The following is a 21,073-nucleotide window of genomic DNA, read 5'->3' as shown; positions in this document are numbered from 1 at the left end:
AGACCGCCCGTGACCTCTTCGCACGACGCCTCCGCCCGCCTCGACCCGCACTACGAGATCGCCGACATCGACCGGCGCCTGTTCGGCGGGTTCGTCGAGCACCTCGGACGCCACATCTACGACGGAATCTTCGAGCCGGGACACCCGTCCGCCGACGCCGAGGGCTTCCGCACCGACGTGATCGACCTCGTCAAGGAGCTCGGCGTCTCGACCATCCGCTATCCCGGCGGCAACTTCGTGTCGGGCTACCGCTGGGAGGACGGCATCGGCCCGGTGGCCCAGCGCCCCCGCCGCCTCGATCTCGCCTGGCACTCGACCGAGACCAACGAGGTGGGCCTGCACGAGTTCCAGGCGTGGCTCGACCGCGTGGGCAGCGAGCTGATGCTCGCCGTCAACCTCGGCACGCGCGGTACGCAGGAGGCGCTCGATCTGCTGGAGTACGCCAACGTCGACTCGCAGACGGAGTGGACCGACCAGCGCGCCGCGAACGGGCGCGAGACGCCCTTCGGCGTCAAGATGTGGTGCCTCGGCAACGAGATGGACGGCCCCTGGCAGGTCGGGCACAAAAACGCCGACGACTACGGCAAGCTCGCCTCGCAGACCGCGAAGGCGATGCGCATGGTCGACCCCGACGTAGAGCTCGTCGTGTGCGGATCGTCGGCGCGGTCGATGCCGACGTTCGGCTCGTGGGAGCGCCAGGTGCTCGAGCACACCTTCGACGACGTCGACTTCATCTCGTGCCACTCGTACTACCAGGAGCACGACGGCAACGCGCAGGAGTTCCTCGCGTCGGGGGTCGACATGGCGCGCTTCATCGAGTCGGTGGTGGCCATCGCCGATACGGTCGCCGCGACCAAGAAGAGCGACAAGCGCATCATGATCTCGTTCGACGAGTGGAACGTCTGGTACCTCCACCGCGATGACGGCACCGAGTCGGGCCACGAGTTCAAGGGCGGCGCCTGGCCGGTGGCGCCGCGCCTGCTCGAGGACAAGTACAACGCCCTCGACGCCGTGGTCTTCGGCGACCTCATGATCACGCTGCTCCAGCACGCCGATCGCGTGCGCTCGGCGTCCCTCGCGCAGCTGGTGAACGTGATCGCCCCCATCATGACCGAGCCCGGCGGCCCGGCCTGGCGCCAGACGACCTTCTTCCCGTTCTCGATCACGTCGCGCCTCGCGCAGGGCCGCGCCGTGCGGGTGCCGGTGTCGTCAGCCACTTTCGCGACCGAGAAGCTCGGCGACGTCGCGGCGCTGAACGCCGTCGCGACCATCGACGACGAGGGCGTGTCGCTGTTCGTCGTGAACCGTTCGACGACGGATGCCGCGACCCTGCGCGTCGACCTCGAACCGCTCGTGCGCGCCCTCGGCCGGGAGGTTCAGGTCGTCGAGTCGCACCTGCTGCACGACGACGACCTCTACGCCGCAAACACCCTCGACGACCGCGAGCGGGTCGGCGTGCGGGCCGCCGAGGCATCCGTCGACGGCGCGGAGCTGTCACTCGCGCTGCCCGCCGTGTCGTGGGCCGCGATCCGGCTGGCCTGAACACCCTGAGCCGAACAGGTGCCGGCGCGCGGGCCGCGCCGGCACCGCGGCTCCCCTTCCCGGAACGTCGACGACGACAGGAGACCGAGCGATGACGCTGCTCAAGACCGCCACTCCCCCGATGGGCTGGAACAGCTGGGACTCGTACGGCACGACCGTGACCGAGGCCGAGGTCCTGGCCAACGCCGAGTTCATGGCCGAACACCTGCTCCGCCACGGGTGGGACACGATCGTCGTCGACATCGACTGGGCCGATCCCACCGCCCGCTCGCACGGCTACAACGAGTCCGCCCCGCTGGTGATCGACGGATTCGGCCGGGTGCAGCCCGATCCGGTGCGCTTCCCGTCGTCGGCAGGCGGCGCCGGCTTCGGCCCGCTGGCCGCCCGCGTGCACGGGCTCGGCCTGAAGTTCGGCATCCACATCATGCGCGGCATCCCTCGCCTCGCGGTCGAGCGCGACCTCCCTGTGCTCGGCGCCCGCGTCACGGCCGCGACCGTCGCCGACCCGGCGAACGTCTGCGAGTGGAACCCGCACTATCTCGGCCTCGATCACTCGCAGCGCGGCGCGGCGGCCTACTACCACTCGATCGCCGACCAGTACGCCCAGTGGGGCGTCGACTTCATCAAGGCCGACGATCTGCTCTGGCCGTATCAGGCCGCCGAGATCGAAGCGCTCTCGACGGCGATCGAGACGGCTCCTCGCGAGATCGCGCTGTCGCTCTCACCCGGGCGGGACCTGTCGGCCGCGCACCTCGAGCACCTGCGCGCGCACGCCACGATGTGGCGCATCTGCGACGATCTGTGGGACCGGTGGGAAGACGTCGAGGCGAACTTCGCGCGCCTCGCCCGATGGGCGCCCCTCGCGGGCCCGCAGGGCTGGCCCGACGCCGACATGCTGCCGCTCGGCCGCATCGGCCTCCGCGCCGAGCGCGGCGAGCCCCGCGAAGGCGCACTGACGCTCGCCGAGCGCCGGACGCTGGTGACGCTCTGGGTCATGGCCCGCTCTCCGCTCATGATCGGCGGCGACCTGCCGACGAGCGCACCAGAGACCATCGCCCTCTTCACGAACGACGCGGTGCTCGAGATCCTTCGCGACTCCTCCGGCAACCGCGAGCTCCTGCGCGAGCGCGATCTCGTGGTCTGGGCCGCCGAGCACGGCGATACGCGCTGGGTCGCCGTGTTCAACACGTCCGACGACGCGCGCGACGAGCCCTTCGACACCCGCTCGCTCGGCCTCGGCCACTCGCCGGACGCGGTCGTCGACGTGTGGAATGCGGCATCCGTCCCCGTCGAGGCGGTCGAAGAGCAATCGGATGCCGCGCGCGGCGTCGCCCCCGGCAGCAGCGTCGTGCGGCTCGGACTCGAGCCGCACGGGTGCGTGCTCTTGCGCTCGTGACGGATCGGTGGTCGGATGCCGCTGGGAAAGCGCTTGCGTGGTATCCGATCGCATGGCACACTATTGGAAAGCGTTTACCCGCACGGAAGCCCGCCGGGCGGGTACCACAGCCTTCAGAGAAGAAAGCAGGACCCCATGACCGACACGACACTCGCTCCCGCCTCGGCTGAGGCACAGGCCCGCCCGCAGGTGCGCGAGATCGGCATCATCATGAACGGCGTCTCGGGCCGCATGGGCTACCGTCAGCACCTCGTGCGCTCGATCCTCGCAATCCGCGAGCAGGGCGGCATCGAGCTGGCCGACGGCACCAAGGTCACCGTCAAGCCGCTCCTCGTCGGCCGGAGCGAAGCCAAGCTCGCCGAGCTCGCCGCCAAGCACGGCATCGAGGACTACACGACCGACCTCGACGCCGCCCTCGCCGACCCGCGCTGGGAGATCTACGCCGACTTCCTCGTGACCAAGGCGCGTGCCTCGGCGCTGCGCAAGGCCATCGCCGCCGGCAAGACCATCTACACCGAGAAGCCCACGGCCGAGACGGTCGACGAGGCCCTCGAGCTCGCCAAGCTCGCGCAGGAGGCCGGCGTCAAGACCGGCGTCGTGCACGACAAGCTCTACCTGCCCGGCCTCCAGAAGCTCAAGCGCCTCATCGACTCCGGCTTCTTCGGCCGCATCCTGTCGGTGCGCGGCGAGTTCGGCTACTGGGTCTTCGAGGGCGACTGGCAGCCCGCGCAGCGCCCGTCGTGGAACTACCGCGCCGAGGACGGCGGCGGCATCATCGTCGACATGTTCCCGCACTGGAACTACGTGCTCGAGAACCTGTTCGGCGAGGTCAAGACCGTGTACGCGCAGGCCGCCGTGCACATCCAGGACCGCTGGGACGAGAAGGGCGAGCACTACACCGCGACCGCCGAGGACGCCGCCTACGGCATCTTCGAGCTCAAGGGCGACATCGTCGCGCAGATCAACTCGTCGTGGACCGTGCGCGTCAACCGCGACGAGCTCGTCGAGTTCCACGTCGACGGCACGCACGGCTCGGCCGTCGTGGGCCTGTTCGGCGCGAAGATTCAGCACCGCAACGCCACCCCGAAGCCGGTCTGGAACCCCGACCTGGCCGACGACCACGACTACGACGCCGACTGGGCCGAGGTTCCGACGAACGACGTGTTCCAGAACGGCTTCCGTCAGCAGTGGGAGGAGTTCCTCGTGTCGTACGTCGAGGGCACCGACTACGAGTTCGACCTCCTCTCGGGCGCGCGCGGCGTGCTGCTGGCCGAGGCCGGCCTGCAGTCCAGCCGCGAGGGCCGCAAGGTCGAGCTGCCGACGCTGTCGCTGGACTGATCGGGAGCACGGATGCCGAAGCTCACCCTTCTCTCCGACGCCGGGGCACTCTCGGCCGTCGAGCTCAACGAATCGCCCGGCTACACCAGGCCCGAGGGCGCGCTGCGCAGCCGCGTCGCGTACGCCGCGGCGCACGTCGTGCCCAAGACCTGGGCCGACAACACCCCCGGCCAGCCGGCCGAGGTCGACTGGGACGCCACACTGGACTTCCGTCGCGCGGTGTACTCGTGGGGCCTGGGCGTCGCCGACGCCATGGACACCGCCCAGCGCAACATGGGGCTCGACGCCGCCGCGACGCGCGACCTGATCGCCCGTTCGGCGCAGGTCGCCCGTGAAGAGGGCGGCTCGGTCGTGGTCGGGGTCAACACCGACCACGTCGACGCCGAGCGGATCTCGCTCGACCAGGTGATCGACGCCTACAAGGAGCAGCTGCACTTCACCGAGGAGCAGGGCGCGGGCCCCGTGCTCATGGCCTCGCGCCACCTCGCGCGCGTCGCGGAGTCGGCCGACGACTACCGCCGCGTGTACCGCGAGGTGCTGCAGGCGGCGAGCGGCCCGGTGGTGCTGCACTGGCTCGGCACCGCGTTCGACCCGGCGCTCGAGGGATACTTCGGCTCGGGCGATTGGCGCGACGCGTCGTCGGTGCTGCTGGAGATCATCGAGGAGAACGTCGACAAGGTCGCAGGCGTCAAGATGAGCCTGCTCGACGCCGCCTCCGAGGTGTCGGTGCGCGAGCGCCTTCCCCAGGGCGTGCGCATGTTCACCGGCGACGACTTCAACTACGTGGGCCTCATCGGCGGTCAGGACGTTCCCGACGCGACGCAGCCGGAGCGCAACCCCGAGAGCACGCGTCAGCACTCCGACGCGCTGCTCGGCGCGTTCGCGGCGATCACGCCGGTCGCCTCGGCCGCCATCCAGGCGCTCGACGCGGGCGACCCGGCACGGTACCTCGAGATCCTCGGCCCGACCGAAGAGCTCAGCCGCCAGGTGTTCGCCGCGCCGACGTTCTACTACAAGACCGGCGTCGCGTTCCTGTCGTGGCTCAACGGCCACCAGCGCGCGTTCCAGATGGTCGGCGGCCTGCACTCGGCGCGCAGCCTCCCGCACCTCTCCCGCATCGTCGAGCTCGCGAACTCGTCGCTGGCCCTGGAGCGTCCGGAGCTCGCGGCGATCCGCTGGCACGGCATGCTGCGCCACAACGGCATCGACGTCCCCGGGGTGATCGCATGAGCGCGGACCCGCGTCTGTCCATCAACCAGGCCACGATCAAGTACGCCGACCTCGCCACCGCGCTGCGTGTGACGGCCGAGGCGGGCGTGCAGGCGATCGGCCTGTGGCGCGAGCCCGTGCAGGAGGTCGGTCTCGCGACGGCCGCGTCGATGCTGGCCGACTCCGGCCTGCGCTTCACGACGCACTGCCGCTCCGGCTTCTTCACGATGCCCGAGGGTGCCGCCCGCCGGGCCTCGATCGACGACAACCGCGTCGCGATCGAAGAGGCCGCGACGCTGGCCGCCGCGGGCGCCGAGGGCTCCACGGCGATCCTCGTGCTGGTGGCGGGCGGACTGCCCGAGGGCTCCCGTGACCTCGTCGGCGCGCGCGAGCGCGTGCGCGACGCCATCGGCGAGCTTGCTCCGGATGCCGCGGCCGCCGGCGTGACGCTCGCCATCGAGCCGCTGCACCCGATGTACGCCTCGGACCGCTGCGTCGTCTCGACACTCGGCCAGGCGCTGGACATCGCGGCGGACTTCGACCCGGCCGTCGTGGGCGCCACCGTCGACACGTTCCACATCTGGTGGGACCCCGACGTCCTCGCCTCGATCGAGCGCGCCGGCCGCGAGGGCCGCATCGCCACGTACCAGGTGTGCGACTGGAAGACGCCGCTTCCCGCGGACGTGCTCCTGAGCCGCCACTACCCGGGCGACGGCGTCATCGACTTCGCGTCGCTGACCGCCGCCGTCGAGGCGACCGGCTACGACCGCGACATCGAGGTCGAGATCTTCAACGAGGAGATCTGGGCCACCGACCCGCTGCTGGCCGTGCAGCGGACGGCGGCCGGGTTCGAGGCATCCGTCTCCCCTCACCTGCGCACGCGCGTCGCGAGCTGACGCGCAGCACGAGCTGAAGCGCTCGCGGGGTCTTCGCCCCCGCGGGCGCTTCGTCGTTCCCCGGAGAGGTGAACGCCGATGCCGGACGTTGAGCGAGCGAGGAACGAGCGCGACGAAACGCCCCGGACCGCCGGGAGGGTCAGCGGTCGGAGGCGGCGGCGAGCGCGCGGAGCTCTCGCAGACGCGGGGTGACGGAGCCCGCGGCCTCGATGCGCACCGGAAGCTCGACGGCGCCCGTGGCCGCGGTGAGCGGCACCTCGCGGACGGCGTCGCCGGCGCCGGCGGGCACGACCTCGTCGAGTACGACCGCTTCGCCCACCAGCACTCGCAGGCGGGCATCCTCGTGGCCGCCGAGCCACACCACACGCAGGGCGTCGGCAGTGCCGCTCCAGTCCCGGAGCGTCAGAGCGATCGTGCCGCGGGTGCGCCGCCACCGCGCATCGCCCGAGATCCCGATCTCTTCGTCGGAGGCGGCCAGGCCGTGGTCCGACTCGGGCTGCTGCTCACCGAACGCGATCACGTCGCGCGTGCGCGCCTCGAGCCCGAGCGATGCCGCGTCGATGTGCTCGAGCTCGGCGCGGCGAGCGGCGGCGGAGGCGGTATCCGTCCCCTGCGCCAGCGGCCACGAGACCGTATAGCGGGCGTCATGGATGGCGGCGAACGGCTCGAGGTCGACGCTGTCGCCGTCGGCAGTGGGCACGCGCAGCCGGCCCGGCGCCTCGCGCACCGCACGCTCGAGCGCGTCGGGCGCGAGCACCGGCGTATCGGCGAGCGGCCGGAGCGCACCGACGGCGATGTGGCCCATGCGGGCGCCGTTGCCCCGGTACGCGACGGCGTCGTCGGCCACGCGCTCGGCGAGCACATCGGGGCCGTCCACGATCCACGCCCAGTCCGAGCCATCGGCAGGGCGCTCGAAACGGAGCCGGCGCGGGAGCGTGAGGTGCACCACGGACAGGCCCTCGCCGATCTCCAGACGCACGCGGGTGCCGGCTGCGGCCGAGGACGCGGCATCCGTCCCACCCTCGGTCGACAGCCGGACGGACGCTTCACCGTCGACCCAGTCGGGGATCAGCAGGGCCAGCCGAGTCGGCCGCGCCGCCCGCACGCGGATCGTCGCGTGGACGGCCGCAGAGTCCGTGCGCTCGTCCAGCGTGATCTCGAGGTCCGCACCGTCGAGCTCCGCCCGAGACGGCACCAGGGCGTTCACGCGCACCTCGCCCGCGTGCTCCGCGAAGACGAGCGCGCCATGTCGCGCTTGCGCCTCGAACCCTGAGCCCATGCAGCACCAGAAGCCCTCCGCCTCCGGCGAGTAGACCCGGTAGTGCGCGGGCCGCTGCGGCGTGAAGTAGACGAGCCCGCCGTGCTCGGGGTGCTGCGCCGAGCGCAGGTGGTTGGCGCGCGTCCGCTCGGCCCAGTGCAGATACGCGTCATCGCCCGTGAGCACGTGGAGCTCGGCGGCGAGCTTGATCATGTTGTGGCTGTTGCACGTCTCCGGCCCTTCGCGCGCGATGAACATGCTCGTGAAGTCCTGCGGGAAGTGCTCGCGCACGCTGTCGCCGCCGATCGCGGCGCTGCGGTGCCGTGCGACGCGGTCGAAGAACACCCGCGCGGCGGCTCCCTCGCGGGCCTCGACCTCGGGGAGCAGCCCGGGAGCCAGCGTGCGAGCGGCGCGTTCGATCGTCGCGAAGCCCACGGCGACCGGGATCTGCGTGTTCGCGTGCAGACCGTCCAGCTCGTCGCGACCCGCGGCCAGCGGCTCGACGAGGCCGCGGCGCGCGAAGCGCCGCGCGAGGCGCAGGTACGCGGCATCCTCGAGCACCAGCGCGGCACGCGCGAAGGCCTCGGTCATACCGCCGAACTCGCACTCGAGGATGCGCTCGAAGGCGTCGTCGTCGAGCTCCGCCGCGGTGCGCAGCCACCAGGCGCCCAGGTCGGCGAGCGCGTCCCTAGCGGTCGCGTCGTCGGTGAGCTCGACCGCGTCGACGAGGCCCGCGAGGATCTTGTGCAGGTTGTACAGCGGCACCCACCGGCCGTTGAGGTGGAAGGCGCCGGCGTCGATCCGTCCGGCGCGCAGCTCGTCCCAGAGCGCCTCGCCGTCGGGCACGCCGCCGACGTACCCGGTGCCGCCTGCGAGCTGGCATTCGCGGATGCCGTCCACCAGCGTGCGCACGATCGCCGGGGCGGCGGCATCCCCTCCCGCCGCGAGCGTGCTCGCCGCCGACAGCACGTGCCCGGCGGTGTGCCCGTCGAGCCCGTCGGCCTCCCAGCCGCCGTACGTCTCGGCGCGCGGGGCGAGCCCGGCCTCGCGACGGAACGGCGCCAGGAGGCGGTCGAGATCGAGCCGCTGGAGCGTGGCGCTCACGGTCCGCTGGGCGTCGAGGTCGGCGCCGTCGGTGAGGCGCACATGGGTGCCGGGCACGAAGCGCGGCTCTGCGGTGGGCGGCATGGCTCTCCTTCGAGAAGGCACCTGAGGCATCCCGTGAGGAAGCGGACGGAGGGAAACCGTTTCCCAATCTATCGCCCGAACCGGACACAAGCCCTAGACTCTCGCCTGTGAGCGACATCACCGCGCCGACCCGAGGCGCCGCAACCCTGCACGACGTCGCGCGCGAGGCCGGTGTCTCGCTCGCGACCGCGTCGCGCGTGCTGAACGGATCCACGCGGAAGGTCGCAGAAAGCTACCGCGAACGCGTCGAGGCCGCCGCCGAGAAGCTCGGCTACACCGCCAACCTGTCGGCGCAGGCGACCGCGCGCGGCACCGCCGCCATCGTCGCACTGCTCGTCGCCGACATCGCCGACCCGTACTTCGGACAGCTGGCCTCGGGCGTCGCCCGCGGCGCCGACGAGGCAGGACTCGTCGTCACGATCGCCATCACCGAGCGCGACCCGCAGCGCGAGGTCAAGCTCGTGCGCGCGCTGCGCGGACAGCGCCCGCGCGGACTCATCCTCGCGGCGTCCCGCGTGGAGGGGCCCGACGCCGTCGGCCTGCAGGGCGAGCTCGACGCGTTCTCGAACATGGGCGGACGCGTCGTGGTCGTCGGCCCGGGCGGCGGCGCGGCGCGCTCGGTCGCCGTCGACAACCGCGGCGGTGCTGCGACGCTCGGCGCCGAGCTCGCCGGCATCGGCTACCGAGACGCGATCGTGGTGGCGGCAGCCGAGGGCATCCGCACCTCCGACGACCGCGTCGAGGGGTTCACCGAGGGCTTCACGGCGGCGGGCGGCACGGTGCGCGAAGTGCGCCGAGGCGGCTTCACCCGCGACGCCGGGTACGCGGCAGCCGCCGAGCTGCTCGAGGGCGACGTGCCCGCCGGCACTCTCATCTTCGGCATCAGCGACGTGGTCGCGATCGGCATCATGTCGGCCGTGCGCGACGCCGGGCGGCAGGTCGGCGCCGACATCGCCGTCGCCGGCTTCGACGACATCGCCACGGGTCGCGACATTCGTCCCGGCCTCACCACCGTGCGCGTGCCGCTCGAGGACCTCGGCTACCGCGCGCTGCACGCGGCGACGGATCCGGACTGGGATGCCGCCGAGCCGCAGCTCCCGCTCGAGGTCATCGTCCGAGGCAGCACCCCTCCCCGCTCCTGACGGCGGTCGGCCGCGGCCTCCCGAGTTCCCCTGGGCGGGGAAACGTTTCCGGGTAGGCTGAGGCGCGCCGCTACGCAAGGAGACACGGATGCCTCGACCGCCCCGCGCCGACCGGGCAGCGCGCGTCACGATCGCCGACGTCGCCGCCCGTGCGGGCGTCTCGCTCTCGACCGTGTCGCGTGCGCTGAACGGCAACCCGACGGTGGACCCCGCCCTCGCCGAGCGCGTGAAGGAGGCGGCCGCCGCCCTCGACTACACCGCGAGCCCCGTCGCCCGCAGCCTCGTCCTCGGGCGCACGCAGACGGTCGCGGTCATCGTGCCCGACCTCGGCAACCCGACCTTCCAGGCGATCCTGCGCGGACTCAGCCGCGCGGCCGCCGCGGACGACTACCACGTGCTCGTCGCCGACTCCGCCGAATCCGTCGAGGAGGAGCGCGTGCTCGCCGGCGCGACGCGCCGGCGCACCGACGGCGTCATCCTGTGCGCGCCGCGTCTGCCGCAGGACGAGCTCGACCGGCTGGTGGGAGGACTTCGCCCGGTCGTCCTCATCAACCGCACCTCCGGCGAGGTGCCTTCGGTCCGCGCGGACTACCGCACGGCCCTCGCCGCCGAGCTCGCGCACCTCCACGAGCTCGGGCACCGGCGCATCGTCTTCCTCGCCGGCGCCCCCGGCAGCGTCGCCAACGCCGCCCGTCTCGAGGCGATCGCGGCGTTCGTCGCAGAGCACGGCGACACCGAGGTCTCCGAGATCCCCTGCGGCGTCGACTTCGAGGCCGGCGCCGCCGCCGGCGACGCCGTGCTCGCCTCCGGCGCGACCGCCGCCCTGGCCTTCAACGACCTCGTCGCGATGGGCCTCCTCAGTGCCGTGCAGGCGAAGGGATGCCGCGTCCCCGACGATCTGTCCATCGTCGGCTTCGACGACATCCCGTTCGCGCAGTACACGACTCCCCCGCTCACCACGGCGGCGGTGCCGGCCACCGAGCTCGGGTCGCAGGCGTGGTCGCGCATGCGCGAGCTGCTGGAAGGCGCCGAGCCAGGGCATCCGCTCACCGTCCTCCCCGAGCTGACGGTGCGCGGCACCACCGGTCCCGCCGCCTGACACGAGCGACCGCGCGGACGGTGCGGTCGGTCCGGGGACCGCTCACCGCGCGCCGGGTTCGGGTCGGTCGGCGGCGCGTCCGCACGGGTGCGCCGCCCCGCGCGACGCGCCCCGCGCGACGCGCCCCAGGCGACGCGCCCCGCGCGACTCGTTCGAGCGTCCGGTCAGCCGGCGCCCATTCCCCCGCAGCCTCCCCACATGCCGTGCCGGTCCGGCGCGACGTCTTCGACCATGAGCACGTCTCCGCCGAGTGTCACGATGTAGGCGGTGTCACCCACGAACGAGAGCGACGTCGGCCGGTCGAGCTCATCGACGACGACCGTGAACGTGCCGTTGCCGTTGACGCGCAGGAGTTCACCGCTGTCGGGAAGACCCGGGGTTCCCGGCTCGACCATGCCGGGCGAATCGCCCTGCGACAACGCGTACAGACCGCACGACGCTGCTTCGACGTCGACGATGAGGCTGTAACCCGAGGCGACCACCCGTTCCACCGGGTGCTTGGGGTTGATCGCGACCACCGCGCCGGTCGAGGGGTCGTGCGGGATCGGCCCCGCCTCGGCCATGTAGATCGTCCCGTGGCCGAGCTGAAGGCCCGTCGGAACGACATTGCCGTATTGCGCGACCTCGCTGATCTCGCCGTCGAGGCCGGCGAACAGCACGCGGTTGTGATGCCCGTCCGCGATGAGGAATCCGTCGTCGTAGGGCACGAGCGTGTACTGGACTCCGCTCGGCACGAAGTAGTCCGCATCGGGCGGGTTGTCGATCGACCACGTCGCCGTGTCGGCGATGAGCGTGATGTCGTCGACGTCGTCGACGCGGTAGACGCCGCCGATGTCGGTGCCGCCCACGTCGGGACCGACCACGCTGATGAGCAGGTACGCGACATCCCCGATGAATGTCACGTCCAGCACGCCGCCCGGACCGGTCACGGGCAGTCCCGTCACGTAGGTCGACGTGGCCCCGGTCGTCGTGTCGACGCGGACAACCTGGCCTGCGCCCCGATCGGCGACGTACAGCGCCCCGTCCGGTCCGATGACGCTGCCGAGCGGTTGCACCATTCCGGTGGCGAGCTCGACGGCGACAGGCTCCGGCGCAGAGCCGGGCGGGGCGGCACTCGCCGCGGCCGGAAGCAGCGCGGCCGACACCAGTGCAGCCGTCATGATCGCGGCGAGGGACGCCGCTCGTCTGATACCCATGTCCCCAATCCCCTTCGACAGGCCTCGATCGCACCGCCCGGTGGGTGATGCGACCCCTGAGAACTGCCCTGCCCAGGATCACGGATATCGCTGCGACACGGCAGCACGTGCTCAGGATCCTCCTCGGCCCGCGCACGGTCAAGGCATCAGTCGGCGCACCCTCCCGCTACCCGGCCACGCGGAACCGGAGGTGCGTCTCGCTCGCGAACGCCGAGGTCTCGAGGCGCTCGAGGTCGACGCGCTGGCCGAGTCCCGCGAACAGAGGGATCCCGTCTCCCAGCAGCACCGGGACGACGTCGAGGTGGAGCTCGTCCACCAGGCCCAGCCGGAGGCTCTGACGGGAGATGCTGCCGCCCAGGAGGCTGACCCACTTCGACCCGGCCGCGCGCTGGGCTTCGTGGACCGCCTGCGCGATGTCGTCCACGACGAAGGTGTATGTGATGCCGTCCCTCTCGATCGGATCGTGCGGCGTGTGGGTCATGAGGAACACCGGGACCTTCAGCATCCCGCCGTAGGGGATCTCCCCCTCCTCGATCGTCTGCGTCTTGTTCGCCCCGCCGACGACCGCGCCGATCTGCGCGCAGACGCGATCGACGACGTCCTCGTCTTCGGGCGCGGACGGGAAGTCGAACATCCAGTCGACGCCGCCGTCGGGCGTCGCCAGGAAGCCGTCGAGCGTCACCGTCGCATGAACGATCACCGTTGCCATGACCTGTCCTCCTCGACATGAGAGATGAGTCGCTCGACTCACCTCTCACGACACTACGCGCCACGGAAAGGTGAGTCAACCGTCTCATCTCGGTCCATACTGAAGGCATGCCGAGAGAGCTCTCCGCCTACCATCGCCAGGTCGCCGCCACCAACCGGCAGCAGATCCTCGACTCCGCCACTCGACTGTTCCTCGAGACCGGATACGACCGCACCTCGCTGGCGCGCGTCGCAGCGAGCGCGGGCGTGTCGAAGGCGACGCTCTTCAAGCAGTTCCCGACCAAGGCCGAGCTGTTCGAGGCGACGGTCCTCGCGGCGGGGAGCACCCCCGCGGCCCACCTCCCCGAGCCGCCACCCGGCGACCTGCGCGCCGGGCTGCTCGCGCTCGGCCTGGCCTACGCCGAGCTCCTGTCACGCCCTGGCGTCGAGGAGCTGCTGCGCACGGTGATCGCCGAGGCCCCCCGCTTTCCCGAGCTGCGGGAGCGGACGTTCGACTTCGGCACCCTGCCGGTGATCACGACGCTGCACCGCTACCTGCGGGCGGAGGACGCCGCCGGCACTGCGCGCGTGGACGACATCGACGCCGCGGCGGCCCAGTTCCTGGGCATGATCTCGACGGTCGTCTTCTGGCCGCGCCTCGTGCACGGCGACTGGGTGCTCAGCGACGAGGAGGTCCGCCGCGTGGTGGACGAGGCCGCCCGGACGATGGTCGCGCGATACGGCGCGCCCGCGGGTCGCTGACGAGACCACCGCGGTCCGCCGGGCCACCCGGGCGGCCGGCATCCCGATTCCGCGTGCTATCCTGAGAAAACGTTTCCTGAAGGAGTGAGATGAGCCACCGCCGGTATGCCCTCGTCGGGGCCGGACACCGCGCCCAGATGTACGTCGACGCGATCATCGGCCGCTACGCCGACGACGCCGCGCTCGTGGCGATCTGCGAGCCGAACCCGGTCCGCGCGCAGTACTACGTCGACCGCGTGGTCGCCGCGGGCCTCCCGGCCCCGGCCGTCTACGGTCCCGACGACCTGGAGGCGATGGTCCGCGACCAGCAGGTCGGCCGCGTCGTCATCTGCGCCCGCGACGACCTCCACGCGCCCCTGATCGTGCGGTCGCTGGATGCCGGCGCCGACGTCGTCGTCGAGAAGCCTCTCACCATCGACGGACCCTCCGCGGCGGCGATCGAGGACGCCATCGACCGCACCGGCCGCGAGGTCGTCATCACCTTCAACTACCGCTACTCGCCCCGCAACTCCGCGCTGCGCCAGGTCATCCAGGACGGCGTGATCGGCGAGGTCACCTCGGTCGACTTCTCGTGGGTGCTCGACACCAAGCACGGCGCGGACTACTTCCGCCGCTGGCACCGCGAGAAGGAGCACTCGGGCGGCCTGCTCGTCCACAAGGCCAGCCACCACTTCGACCTCGTCAACTGGTGGATCCGCTCCGCGCCGCGCCGCGTGTTCGCCTCGGGCGGCCTGCGCTTCTACGGCGCCGACAACGCCGCCGCGCGCGGCATCCACGACCGTCCCGCCCGCGGCACGCACGACGGGGGCGACGCGTTCGAGCTCGACCTGCGCGACGACGAGCGCCTGAAGGCGCTCTACCTCGAGGCCGAGCAGCACGACGGCTACCTCCGTGACCGCGACGTGTTCGGCGAGGGCATCACCATCGAAGACAACCTCGCGCTCGTCGTCGACTACCTCTCGGGTGCCACGCTGTCGTACTCGCTCAACGCCCACTCGCCGTGGGAGGGCTACCGCGTCGCGGTCAACGGCACGCTCGGCCGCGCCGAGCTCGAGGTCGTCGAGCGCGGCGCCGTGCTCGCCGACGAGGGGCTGCACCCGGTGCTGGACCCATCCGCTGTCGACGCCGGCTCGTCGGGCTCGCTGCGTCCCGAGGGCGAGCGCCTCATCGTGCAGAAGCACTGGGAGGCGGCCTACGAGGTCCCGATCCTGAACGGTGAGGGCGGCCACGGCGGCGGTGACGCGCTCCTGCTGGCCGACGTGTTCGAAGGCCCCGGCGACGACCCGCTCGCCCGGCCCGCCGACTGGCGCGACGGGGTCCGCTCCATCGCGGTCGGCATCGCGGGCAACCTCTCGCTCGAGACCGGCCTGCCGGTGCAGGTCTCCGACCTCGGCATCCGCTTCCTCACCGCCGACGCGGCCGACGCCGCGGTCGCACGCGCATGACCCGCATCGCGGTCACCGGCGGCGCGGGTCGGCTCGGCCGCAGCCTCGTCGCGGGGCTCGCCGCGGCGGGCCACGAGCTGGTGTCGCTCGACCGCGGCATCTCCGACGCGTCGGAGCTCTCCGATGTCGAGCAGATCGCGGTGGATCTGACGGAGACGGATGCCACGACCCGCGCGATCGCCGACGCCCGTGCCGACGCGCTCATCCACCTCGCCGCGATCGCGGTGCCCTTCAGCGCCCCCGAGGACGTCATCCTCCGCACGAACGCGACGATGGCGCTCAATGTGATGTCGGCCGGAGTCGCGGCCGGCATCCCGAAGATCGTGACGGCGTCGAGCCCGACTGTGCTCGGCTACGGTGCGCCGACAGGGTGGCTGCCGGACCGCCTCCCCCTCGACGAGGAGTCCGCGCCCCGTCCCTGGAATGCGTACGCGCTGTCGAAGCATCTGGCGGAGCAGACGATCGCGATGCTGGCGCGCCAGACGGGCGACGCGACCCGGTTCGCGGCGTTCCGCCCGTGCTACGTCATCGCTCCCGAGGAATGGCGCGGCGCGCCGACGCAGCAGGGCCACACGGTGCTCGAACGCCTGGCCGACCCCGCCCTGTCGGCGCCGGCCCTGTTCAACTACGTCGACGCCCGCGACGTCGCCACCTTCGTCGACACCCTGCTGCTGGCCCTCCCCGAGATCCCCAACGCCGAGGTGTTCTTCGTCGGCGCCGACGACGCGCTCGCCCGCCGCCCCCTCGCTGAGCTTCTTCCCCGGTTCGTGCCGGGCACCGACCTGCTCGCCGCGGAATTGACCGGCACCGCGCCGGCGTTCTCCAACGCGAAGGCCCGGCGTGTGCTCGGCTGGGGCCCGGCGCACACGTGGCGCGGTGAGCTCGGCGACGCTTCGACAGGCTCAGCGACCGACTCGGACTCAGTGACCCCCTCCCCCGACCTCGCCCGAAAGGACGTGCTGGCGTGAACTTCGACGGCATCCTCTTCTTCCCCGTCACCCCGTTCGACGCCGACGGCCGCGTCGACGAGGACCTGCTGCGGCAGCACATCGACACCACGCTCGCGCACGCGCCCGGCGGCGTCTTCCCCGCCTGCGGCACCGGCGAGTTCCACGCCCTGTCCACCGAGGAGGCGACGCGCGTCGTCCAGGTCGCCACCGAGACCGTCGCCGGGCGCGTCCCCGTCGTCGCCGGCACCGGCGGCCCCCTCGGCCACGCGACCGCGCTCGCGCGTGCGGCGGCCGACGCCGGCGCCGACGCGCTGCTCGTGCTGCCGCCGTACCTGGTCGGCGGCCCGCAGGCGGGCCTCGTCGCCTACGTCGAGGCGGTGGCCGCGGCATCCGATCTTCCCGTCGTGATCTATCACCGCGGCACGGCGCAGTACTCCGTCGACTCGGTGCGGCGCCTCGCCGCGAACCCGAAGGTCGTCGGCTTCAAGGACGGCGTCGGCGACGTCGGGCTCGCGCAGCAGATCGTGCGCGCGGTCGCAGCCTCGGGCCGCGACGACTTCGCCTTCTTCAACGGCCTCCTCACCGCCGAGCTGACGCAGGGCGCGTACCGGGGCATCGGCATCCCGCTGTACTCTTCCGCGGCGTTCGCGATGATCCCCGAGGTGGCGAACGCGTACTACCGCGCCTATGTCGACGGCGACGAGGCGCGGCGCGCCGAGCTGCTCGACGGGTTCTACTCGCCGCTGGTGCAGCTGCGCGACGAGACCCCGGGCTTCGGCGTCTCGCTCATCAAGACGGGGTTGCGCCTGGGCGGGCTCCCGGTCGGCTCGGTGCGCGCACCCCTGGTCGACCCGACCCCCGCGCAAGAGGTCCGTCTCGCCGAGATCCTCGAGGCGGGACGAGCGCTGCTGTGATGACGGATGCCTCCGCCGCGGCGGCGACCGCGATCACCGGATCGCCCCTCGAGGACGCCCCGACGATCGCCGCGTTCGACGCGCGACTGGTCCGAGTGCCGCTCACCCGGCCGTGGGCGGCCGATGTCACGTCGGTCGGAGTGGTCGCGACGCACGTGGTGCGCTCGGACGGCGCCGAGGGCTGGGGGTTCTCATGGACCCCGCAGATCGGCGCCGAAGCGGTGCACGCGCTGCTCGCGAACGACATCACCGCCTTCGCCGTCGGTCGCTCGGCCGATCCGGGTTCGGAGTGGCTGGCGCTCTGGCAGCACCTCCACGAGGCCGGTGGCGGCGGCCTCACGACGATCGCGATGGCGGGCCTCAACCTCGCGCTGTGGGATGCCGCGATCCGTGCGGCGGGCACCTCGCTCCCCGGATTCCTCGGTACACAGCGCGAGAGCGTGACGGCGTACGGCTCGGGGGTCAACCTGCACTACACGCAGGACGAGCTCGTCGCCCAGGTGCGCCGGTGGGTCGACGCGGGCTTCGACGCGGTCAAGGTCAAGGTCGGCAAGCCCGACGTCGCCGAGGACCTGGACCGCATGCGCGCGGTGCGCGAGGTGCTCGGCCCCGATCGCGCGCTCATGATCGACGCGAATCAGCGGTGGGAGCTCGACCGGGCGACGCGGTCGCTCGAGGTGCTCGCCGAGGTGTCGCCCGCCTGGATCGAGGAGCCCCTGCGCGCCGACGACCTGTACGGGCACATCGAGCTCGCCAAGCGCCTGGCCGCATCGAGCGGCATCCCCATCGCGGTCGGCGAGAACCTCCACAACGTCTATCGCTTCGACGACTTCCTGCGCACCGGCGCCGCGCAGATCGTGCAGCCCAACGTGGTGCGCGTCGGCGGCATCACGCCGTTCCTCGGCATCGCGGCGATCGCGGCCGAGTACGGCGCAGCGCTGCACCCGCACCTGCTCCCCGAACTGTCCGGGCAGCTCGCGCTGTGCCTGCGGGCGGTTCCGGGCGTTCCGGCCCCGATGGCCGAGGACGTGGAGGATGCCGGATTCGGCGCCCTGGGAGCCCTCCTCGACCCGTCGCCCGTGCGCATCGCGGACGGAATACTCACCGAGGTCCCGCACGCTGGACTCGGCATCCGCTTCTCATGACTCCCCTCCCGCCGAAAGCGCACAGAATGTCCATCGAGCCGGCTCCCGAGCGCAGTCTCTGCGCTCGCGAGCGGACGGCAAGCCGAAAGGATCCCCGATGACCACCGCTCTCACCACCACCACGAGCGCCGAGCTCGACACGCTCACCGCGGCCGCCGCGGCCGCGGCGCCGATCTGGCGGGCAGCGGATGCCGCGACCCGCGCCTCGTGGCTGCGCGCGGCCGCCGATGCGCTCGACGCCCACATCGACGAGCTCGTCGCGATCGCCGACGAGGAGACCCGCCTCGGTGAGACCCGCCTGCGCGGCGAGGTCGGCCGCACCACCGGGCAGCTGCGACTGTTCGCATCGGTCGTCGAGGAGGGCTCGTACCTCGAGCTCACCGTCGACGACGCCGACCCGTCGGCCACCCCGCCGCGTCCCGAGCTGCGCCGCATGCTCGTCGGCGTCGGCCCGGTCGCGGTGTTCTCGGCATCCAACTTCCCCTTCGCGTTCTCGGTCGCGGGCGGCGACACGGCCTCGGCTCTCGCGTCGGGCAACCCCGTCATCGTGAAGGCGCACTCGGGCCACCCGCGCCTTTCGGAGCGCACGGCGGCGATCGTGGCGGACGCGCTCGTCGCCGCCGGGGCGCCCGAGGGCTCGCTCGCGCTCGTCGAGGGCCGCGAAGCGGGCAACGCTCTGGTGCAGCACCCGGTCATCCAGGCGGCCGGCTTCACCGGATCGCTCGGCGGCGGCCGCGCCCTGTTCGACCTCGCGTCGGGACGCCCCGACCCCATCCCGTTCTACGGCGAACTCGGCTCGGTGAACCCCGTCGTGCTCACCGAGGCGGCGGTCGCCGCCCGCGGCGAAGCGCTCGCGCAGGGCCTCGTCGGATCGTTCACCCTCGGCGTCGGCCAGTTCTGCACGAAGCCCGGCGTCGTGTTCGTGCCCGCCGGCGCGGGCTTCGAGGAGCTCGTCGCGGGCTTCGCCACCGGTGCTGCCGGCGGACCGCTCCTCACCGACCGCATCACCGAGGCGTTCCCGGCCGGCATCGAGCACCTCGAGGCCGACCCGTCCGTCGCGGTCGTGGCGCAGGGCCTTCCGGCCGAGCCGGGGTCGGCGCAGCCGGTCGTGCTGTCGACGGATGCCGCGGCCGTCGCCGCACGCCCCGAGACGCTCCTCGAAGAGTGCTTCGGCCCGGTGACGCTGCTCGTCCGGTACTCCTCAACCGAGGAACTCCACGCTGCCCTCGAGGCCGTGCCGGGTTCGCTCACGGCGACGCTGCACTCCGAGTCGTCCGACGACGTCGCCGCGGTGCTCGAGGTGCTGACCCGCAAGGCCGGTCGCGTGCTCTTCGCCGGCTGGCCGACCGGCGTCGCCGTCACCTGGTCGCAGCAGCACGGCGGCCCGTGGCCCGCCACCACGTCGCTCCACACCTCGGTCGGCGCGACCGCGATCCGCCGCTTCCTGCGGCCCGTCGTCTTCCAGGACGCGCCGGAGGCGTTTCTTCCCGAGGTGCTCCGCGACGAGGCGCTTGCCGCCCTTCCCCACCGCCGCAACGGCGCGCTCCGCCTGCCCTGACCCCTGGCGACGAACGCGGCGGGGCACCTTGGTGTCCCGCCGCGTTCGTGCTTCAGGCACACGGTGCGCCCTTCATCTCGGTCGCTGGCGCTCCCTCGCTCAGGCACCGGGATACAGGAATCTGGCCCGCCAGCGAGCGGCGCTGTTCCGGCGTCAGCGGGCGCCGAAGGCGCGGGCGAGCTGAGCGCCGGCCTCGACGAGCCAGCGGGCGGCGTCGGCCATCGCGGCCTCGCCAGAGCCGGCCAGGTCGGTGAGCGAGGCCGTCGCAGCGAAGCCCGAGGCGTCGGCATCCGCGGCGATGCGCCCGGCCACGAGCCCGACGGGCACACCTGCCGACGCCGCGACCGCGCCGACGTGCGCGGGCACCTTGCCGGCGGCGGACTGACCGTCGTACGACCCCTCGCCCGTGACGACGACGGATGCCGCGGCCACCGCCGCGTCCAGTCCCACCAGTTCCGCGACCGCCGCCGAGCCGGGCACGAGTCGAGCGCCCCACGCCAGCAGGCCGAAGCCGGTGCCTCCCGCAGCGCCTGCGCCCGCGGCATCCGTGTCCGCCTCGAGCAGCGTCGCCAGCCGAGCCAGCGCGGCGTCGAGCACCGGCACGTCGTCGACGCCGGCGCCCTTCTGCGGGCCGAACACGGCAGCCGCTCCTCGGGCTCCGAGCAGCGGGTTGGTCACGTCGCTCAGCACTGTGACCCCGCCGGGCGGCAGCGGCGCGAGATCCGACAGGTCGGCGGCGGCCACCGTCGCGAGTCCGCGGGCGCCGTCGGCGATGGCCCGACCCTCGGCATCCGTGAACCGCGCACCGAGGGCGGTGAGCATGCCCGCGCCGCCGTCGGTGGAAGAGCTCGACCCGATTCCCAGCACGAGCCGGGAGACCCCGTGATCGAGGGCGGCGGCGATGGCCTCGCCGAAGCCCCGCGTGTGAGCGTCGAAGGGACGCAGCCGGGGCGGCGTCCCGAGAAGCTCGATGCCGCTGGTGTTCGCGAGCTCGACGACCGCTGTCCCGTCGGGAGCATCGGGCGTCGGCGGAAGCAGCACCCACGATGCCTCGACCGGCGTTCCCTCGGGGCCGCTCACCGTCACGGGGATGCGGCGCGCCGCCGGCACCGCGGCCGCGAAGGCGTCGACCGTTCCCTCGCCGCCGTCGGCCATGGGCATGAGGCGGACGAGATCGTCGGGGCGCTCACGGGTCCAGCCGACCGCGAGCGCGTCGGCGGCGGCCGCGGCGCCGATGGTCCCCTTGAACGAGTCGGGGGCGATCACGACGGTGTGTGCCATGGCGTCATTCTCCTCGGGCGTGCCCGATCGGGCGTCAGTGCCTGCGCACCGATGTCCATTCCGGTGA

The 21,073-nt window shown here is 72.5% G+C and carries 17 protein-coding genes; 13 read left to right on the top strand and 4 right to left on the bottom strand.

All coding sequences use genetic code 11. From position 1 onward, the window contains the following. The first annotated feature begins 9 nt into the window (after positions 1-9). The 5 genes from arfA (at position 10) to IM767_RS03705 (ending at position 6,381) form a co-directional block, all read left to right on the top strand. Complete coding sequence (gene arfA, locus IM767_RS03725) at positions 10-1,542, top strand: arabinosylfuranosidase ArfA (protein WP_109209106.1); 1,533 nt, start codon at positions 10-12, stop codon at positions 1,540-1,542. A 91-nt stretch (positions 1,543-1,633) separates the two neighbouring features. Then, positions 1,634-2,938 (top strand): alpha-galactosidase, encoded by a 1,305-nt coding sequence (locus IM767_RS03720; protein ID WP_239453161.1) that lies wholly within the window; start codon positions 1,634-1,636, stop codon positions 2,936-2,938. Between the two features lie 135 nt (positions 2,939-3,073). Next, on the top strand, positions 3,074-4,276 hold the full coding sequence (locus IM767_RS03715) for a Gfo/Idh/MocA family protein (protein WP_194398796.1): 1,203 nt from the start codon (positions 3,074-3,076) through the stop codon (positions 4,274-4,276). A gap of 12 nt (positions 4,277-4,288) precedes the next feature. Continuing rightward, entirely contained in the window at positions 4,289-5,506 is a 1,218-nt protein-coding gene (locus IM767_RS03710) for a dihydrodipicolinate synthase family protein (RefSeq protein WP_109209105.1), read from the top strand. Next, entirely contained in the window at positions 5,503-6,381 is an 879-nt protein-coding gene (locus IM767_RS03705) for a sugar phosphate isomerase/epimerase family protein (protein WP_109209104.1), read from the top strand. The genes IM767_RS03710 and IM767_RS03705 overlap by 4 nt, the downstream gene beginning before the upstream one ends. Positions 6,382-6,520: 139 nt before the next feature. Here IM767_RS03705 and IM767_RS03700 read toward each other — a convergent pair whose 3' ends face one another. Then, on the bottom strand, positions 6,521-8,827 hold the full coding sequence (locus IM767_RS03700) for a beta-L-arabinofuranosidase domain-containing protein (protein ID WP_162564205.1): 2,307 nt from the start codon (positions 8,825-8,827) through the stop codon (positions 6,521-6,523). Between the two features lie 107 nt (positions 8,828-8,934). Between IM767_RS03700 and IM767_RS03695 the strand changes: the two genes are divergently transcribed. Then, positions 8,935-9,969, top strand: coding sequence for a LacI family DNA-binding transcriptional regulator (locus IM767_RS03695; RefSeq protein WP_109209102.1), 1,035 nt, complete (start codon positions 8,935-8,937; stop codon positions 9,967-9,969). Between the two features lie 88 nt (positions 9,970-10,057). Continuing rightward, positions 10,058-11,068 (top strand): LacI family DNA-binding transcriptional regulator, encoded by a 1,011-nt coding sequence (locus tag IM767_RS03690; RefSeq protein ID WP_109209101.1) that lies wholly within the window; start codon positions 10,058-10,060, stop codon positions 11,066-11,068. A gap of 164 nt (positions 11,069-11,232) precedes the next feature. Here IM767_RS03690 and IM767_RS03685 read toward each other — a convergent pair whose 3' ends face one another. Both IM767_RS03685 and IM767_RS03680 read right to left on the bottom strand, forming a co-directional pair. Next, complete coding sequence (locus IM767_RS03685) at positions 11,233-12,264, bottom strand: ScyD/ScyE family protein (protein WP_109209100.1); 1,032 nt, start codon at positions 12,262-12,264, stop codon at positions 11,233-11,235. Between the two features lie 166 nt (positions 12,265-12,430). After that, positions 12,431-12,973: a dihydrofolate reductase family protein gene (locus IM767_RS03680; RefSeq protein ID WP_109209099.1), complete on the bottom strand. Its 543-nt coding sequence runs from the start codon at positions 12,971-12,973 to the stop codon at positions 12,431-12,433. 107 nt (positions 12,974-13,080) lie between these two features. Here IM767_RS03680 and IM767_RS03675 point away from each other — a divergent pair, with 107 nt between their 5' ends. From IM767_RS03675 to IM767_RS03650, 6 genes are all read left to right on the top strand, one after another. Then, positions 13,081-13,713 (top strand): TetR/AcrR family transcriptional regulator, encoded by a 633-nt coding sequence (locus IM767_RS03675; RefSeq protein ID WP_109209098.1) that lies wholly within the window; start codon positions 13,081-13,083, stop codon positions 13,711-13,713. Between the two features lie 89 nt (positions 13,714-13,802). Next, the gene (locus tag IM767_RS03670) at positions 13,803-15,158 is read left to right on the top strand and encodes a Gfo/Idh/MocA family oxidoreductase (RefSeq protein WP_109209097.1); all 1,356 of its coding nucleotides are present in this window, start codon (positions 13,803-13,805) and stop codon (positions 15,156-15,158) included. Beyond that, on the top strand, positions 15,155-16,126 hold the full coding sequence (locus IM767_RS03665) for an NAD-dependent epimerase/dehydratase family protein (RefSeq protein ID WP_109209096.1): 972 nt from the start codon (positions 15,155-15,157) through the stop codon (positions 16,124-16,126). The genes IM767_RS03670 and IM767_RS03665 overlap by 4 nt, the downstream gene beginning before the upstream one ends. Next, positions 16,123-17,022 carry a 5-dehydro-4-deoxyglucarate dehydratase gene (locus IM767_RS03660; RefSeq protein WP_109209095.1) on the top strand — a complete coding sequence of 300 codons (900 nt, stop codon included), beginning with the start codon at positions 16,123-16,125 and terminating at the stop codon, positions 17,020-17,022. Before IM767_RS03665 ends, IM767_RS03660 begins: the two co-directional genes overlap by 4 nt. Next, positions 17,022-18,167, top strand: coding sequence for a mandelate racemase/muconate lactonizing enzyme family protein (locus IM767_RS03655; protein WP_109209094.1), 1,146 nt, complete (start codon positions 17,022-17,024; stop codon positions 18,165-18,167). The genes IM767_RS03660 and IM767_RS03655 overlap by 1 nt, the downstream gene beginning before the upstream one ends. A gap of 97 nt (positions 18,168-18,264) precedes the next feature. After that, positions 18,265-19,725 carry an aldehyde dehydrogenase (NADP(+)) gene (locus IM767_RS03650; protein WP_109209093.1) on the top strand — a complete coding sequence of 487 codons (1,461 nt, stop codon included), beginning with the start codon at positions 18,265-18,267 and terminating at the stop codon, positions 19,723-19,725. A 153-nt stretch (positions 19,726-19,878) separates the two neighbouring features. Here the strand turns inward: IM767_RS03650 and IM767_RS03645 are convergent, their stop codons facing one another. After that, positions 19,879-21,006 (bottom strand): glycerate kinase, encoded by a 1,128-nt coding sequence (locus IM767_RS03645; protein WP_109209092.1) that lies wholly within the window; start codon positions 21,004-21,006, stop codon positions 19,879-19,881. Between the last annotated feature and the right edge of the window lie 67 nt (positions 21,007-21,073).

It is taken from the genome of Microbacterium ureisolvens, from assembly GCF_015278315.1.
Taxonomy (GTDB): Bacteria; Actinomycetota; Actinomycetes; order Actinomycetales; family Microbacteriaceae; genus Microbacterium; species Microbacterium ureisolvens.
This window is presented reverse-complemented; position numbering and strand designations above follow the sequence as displayed.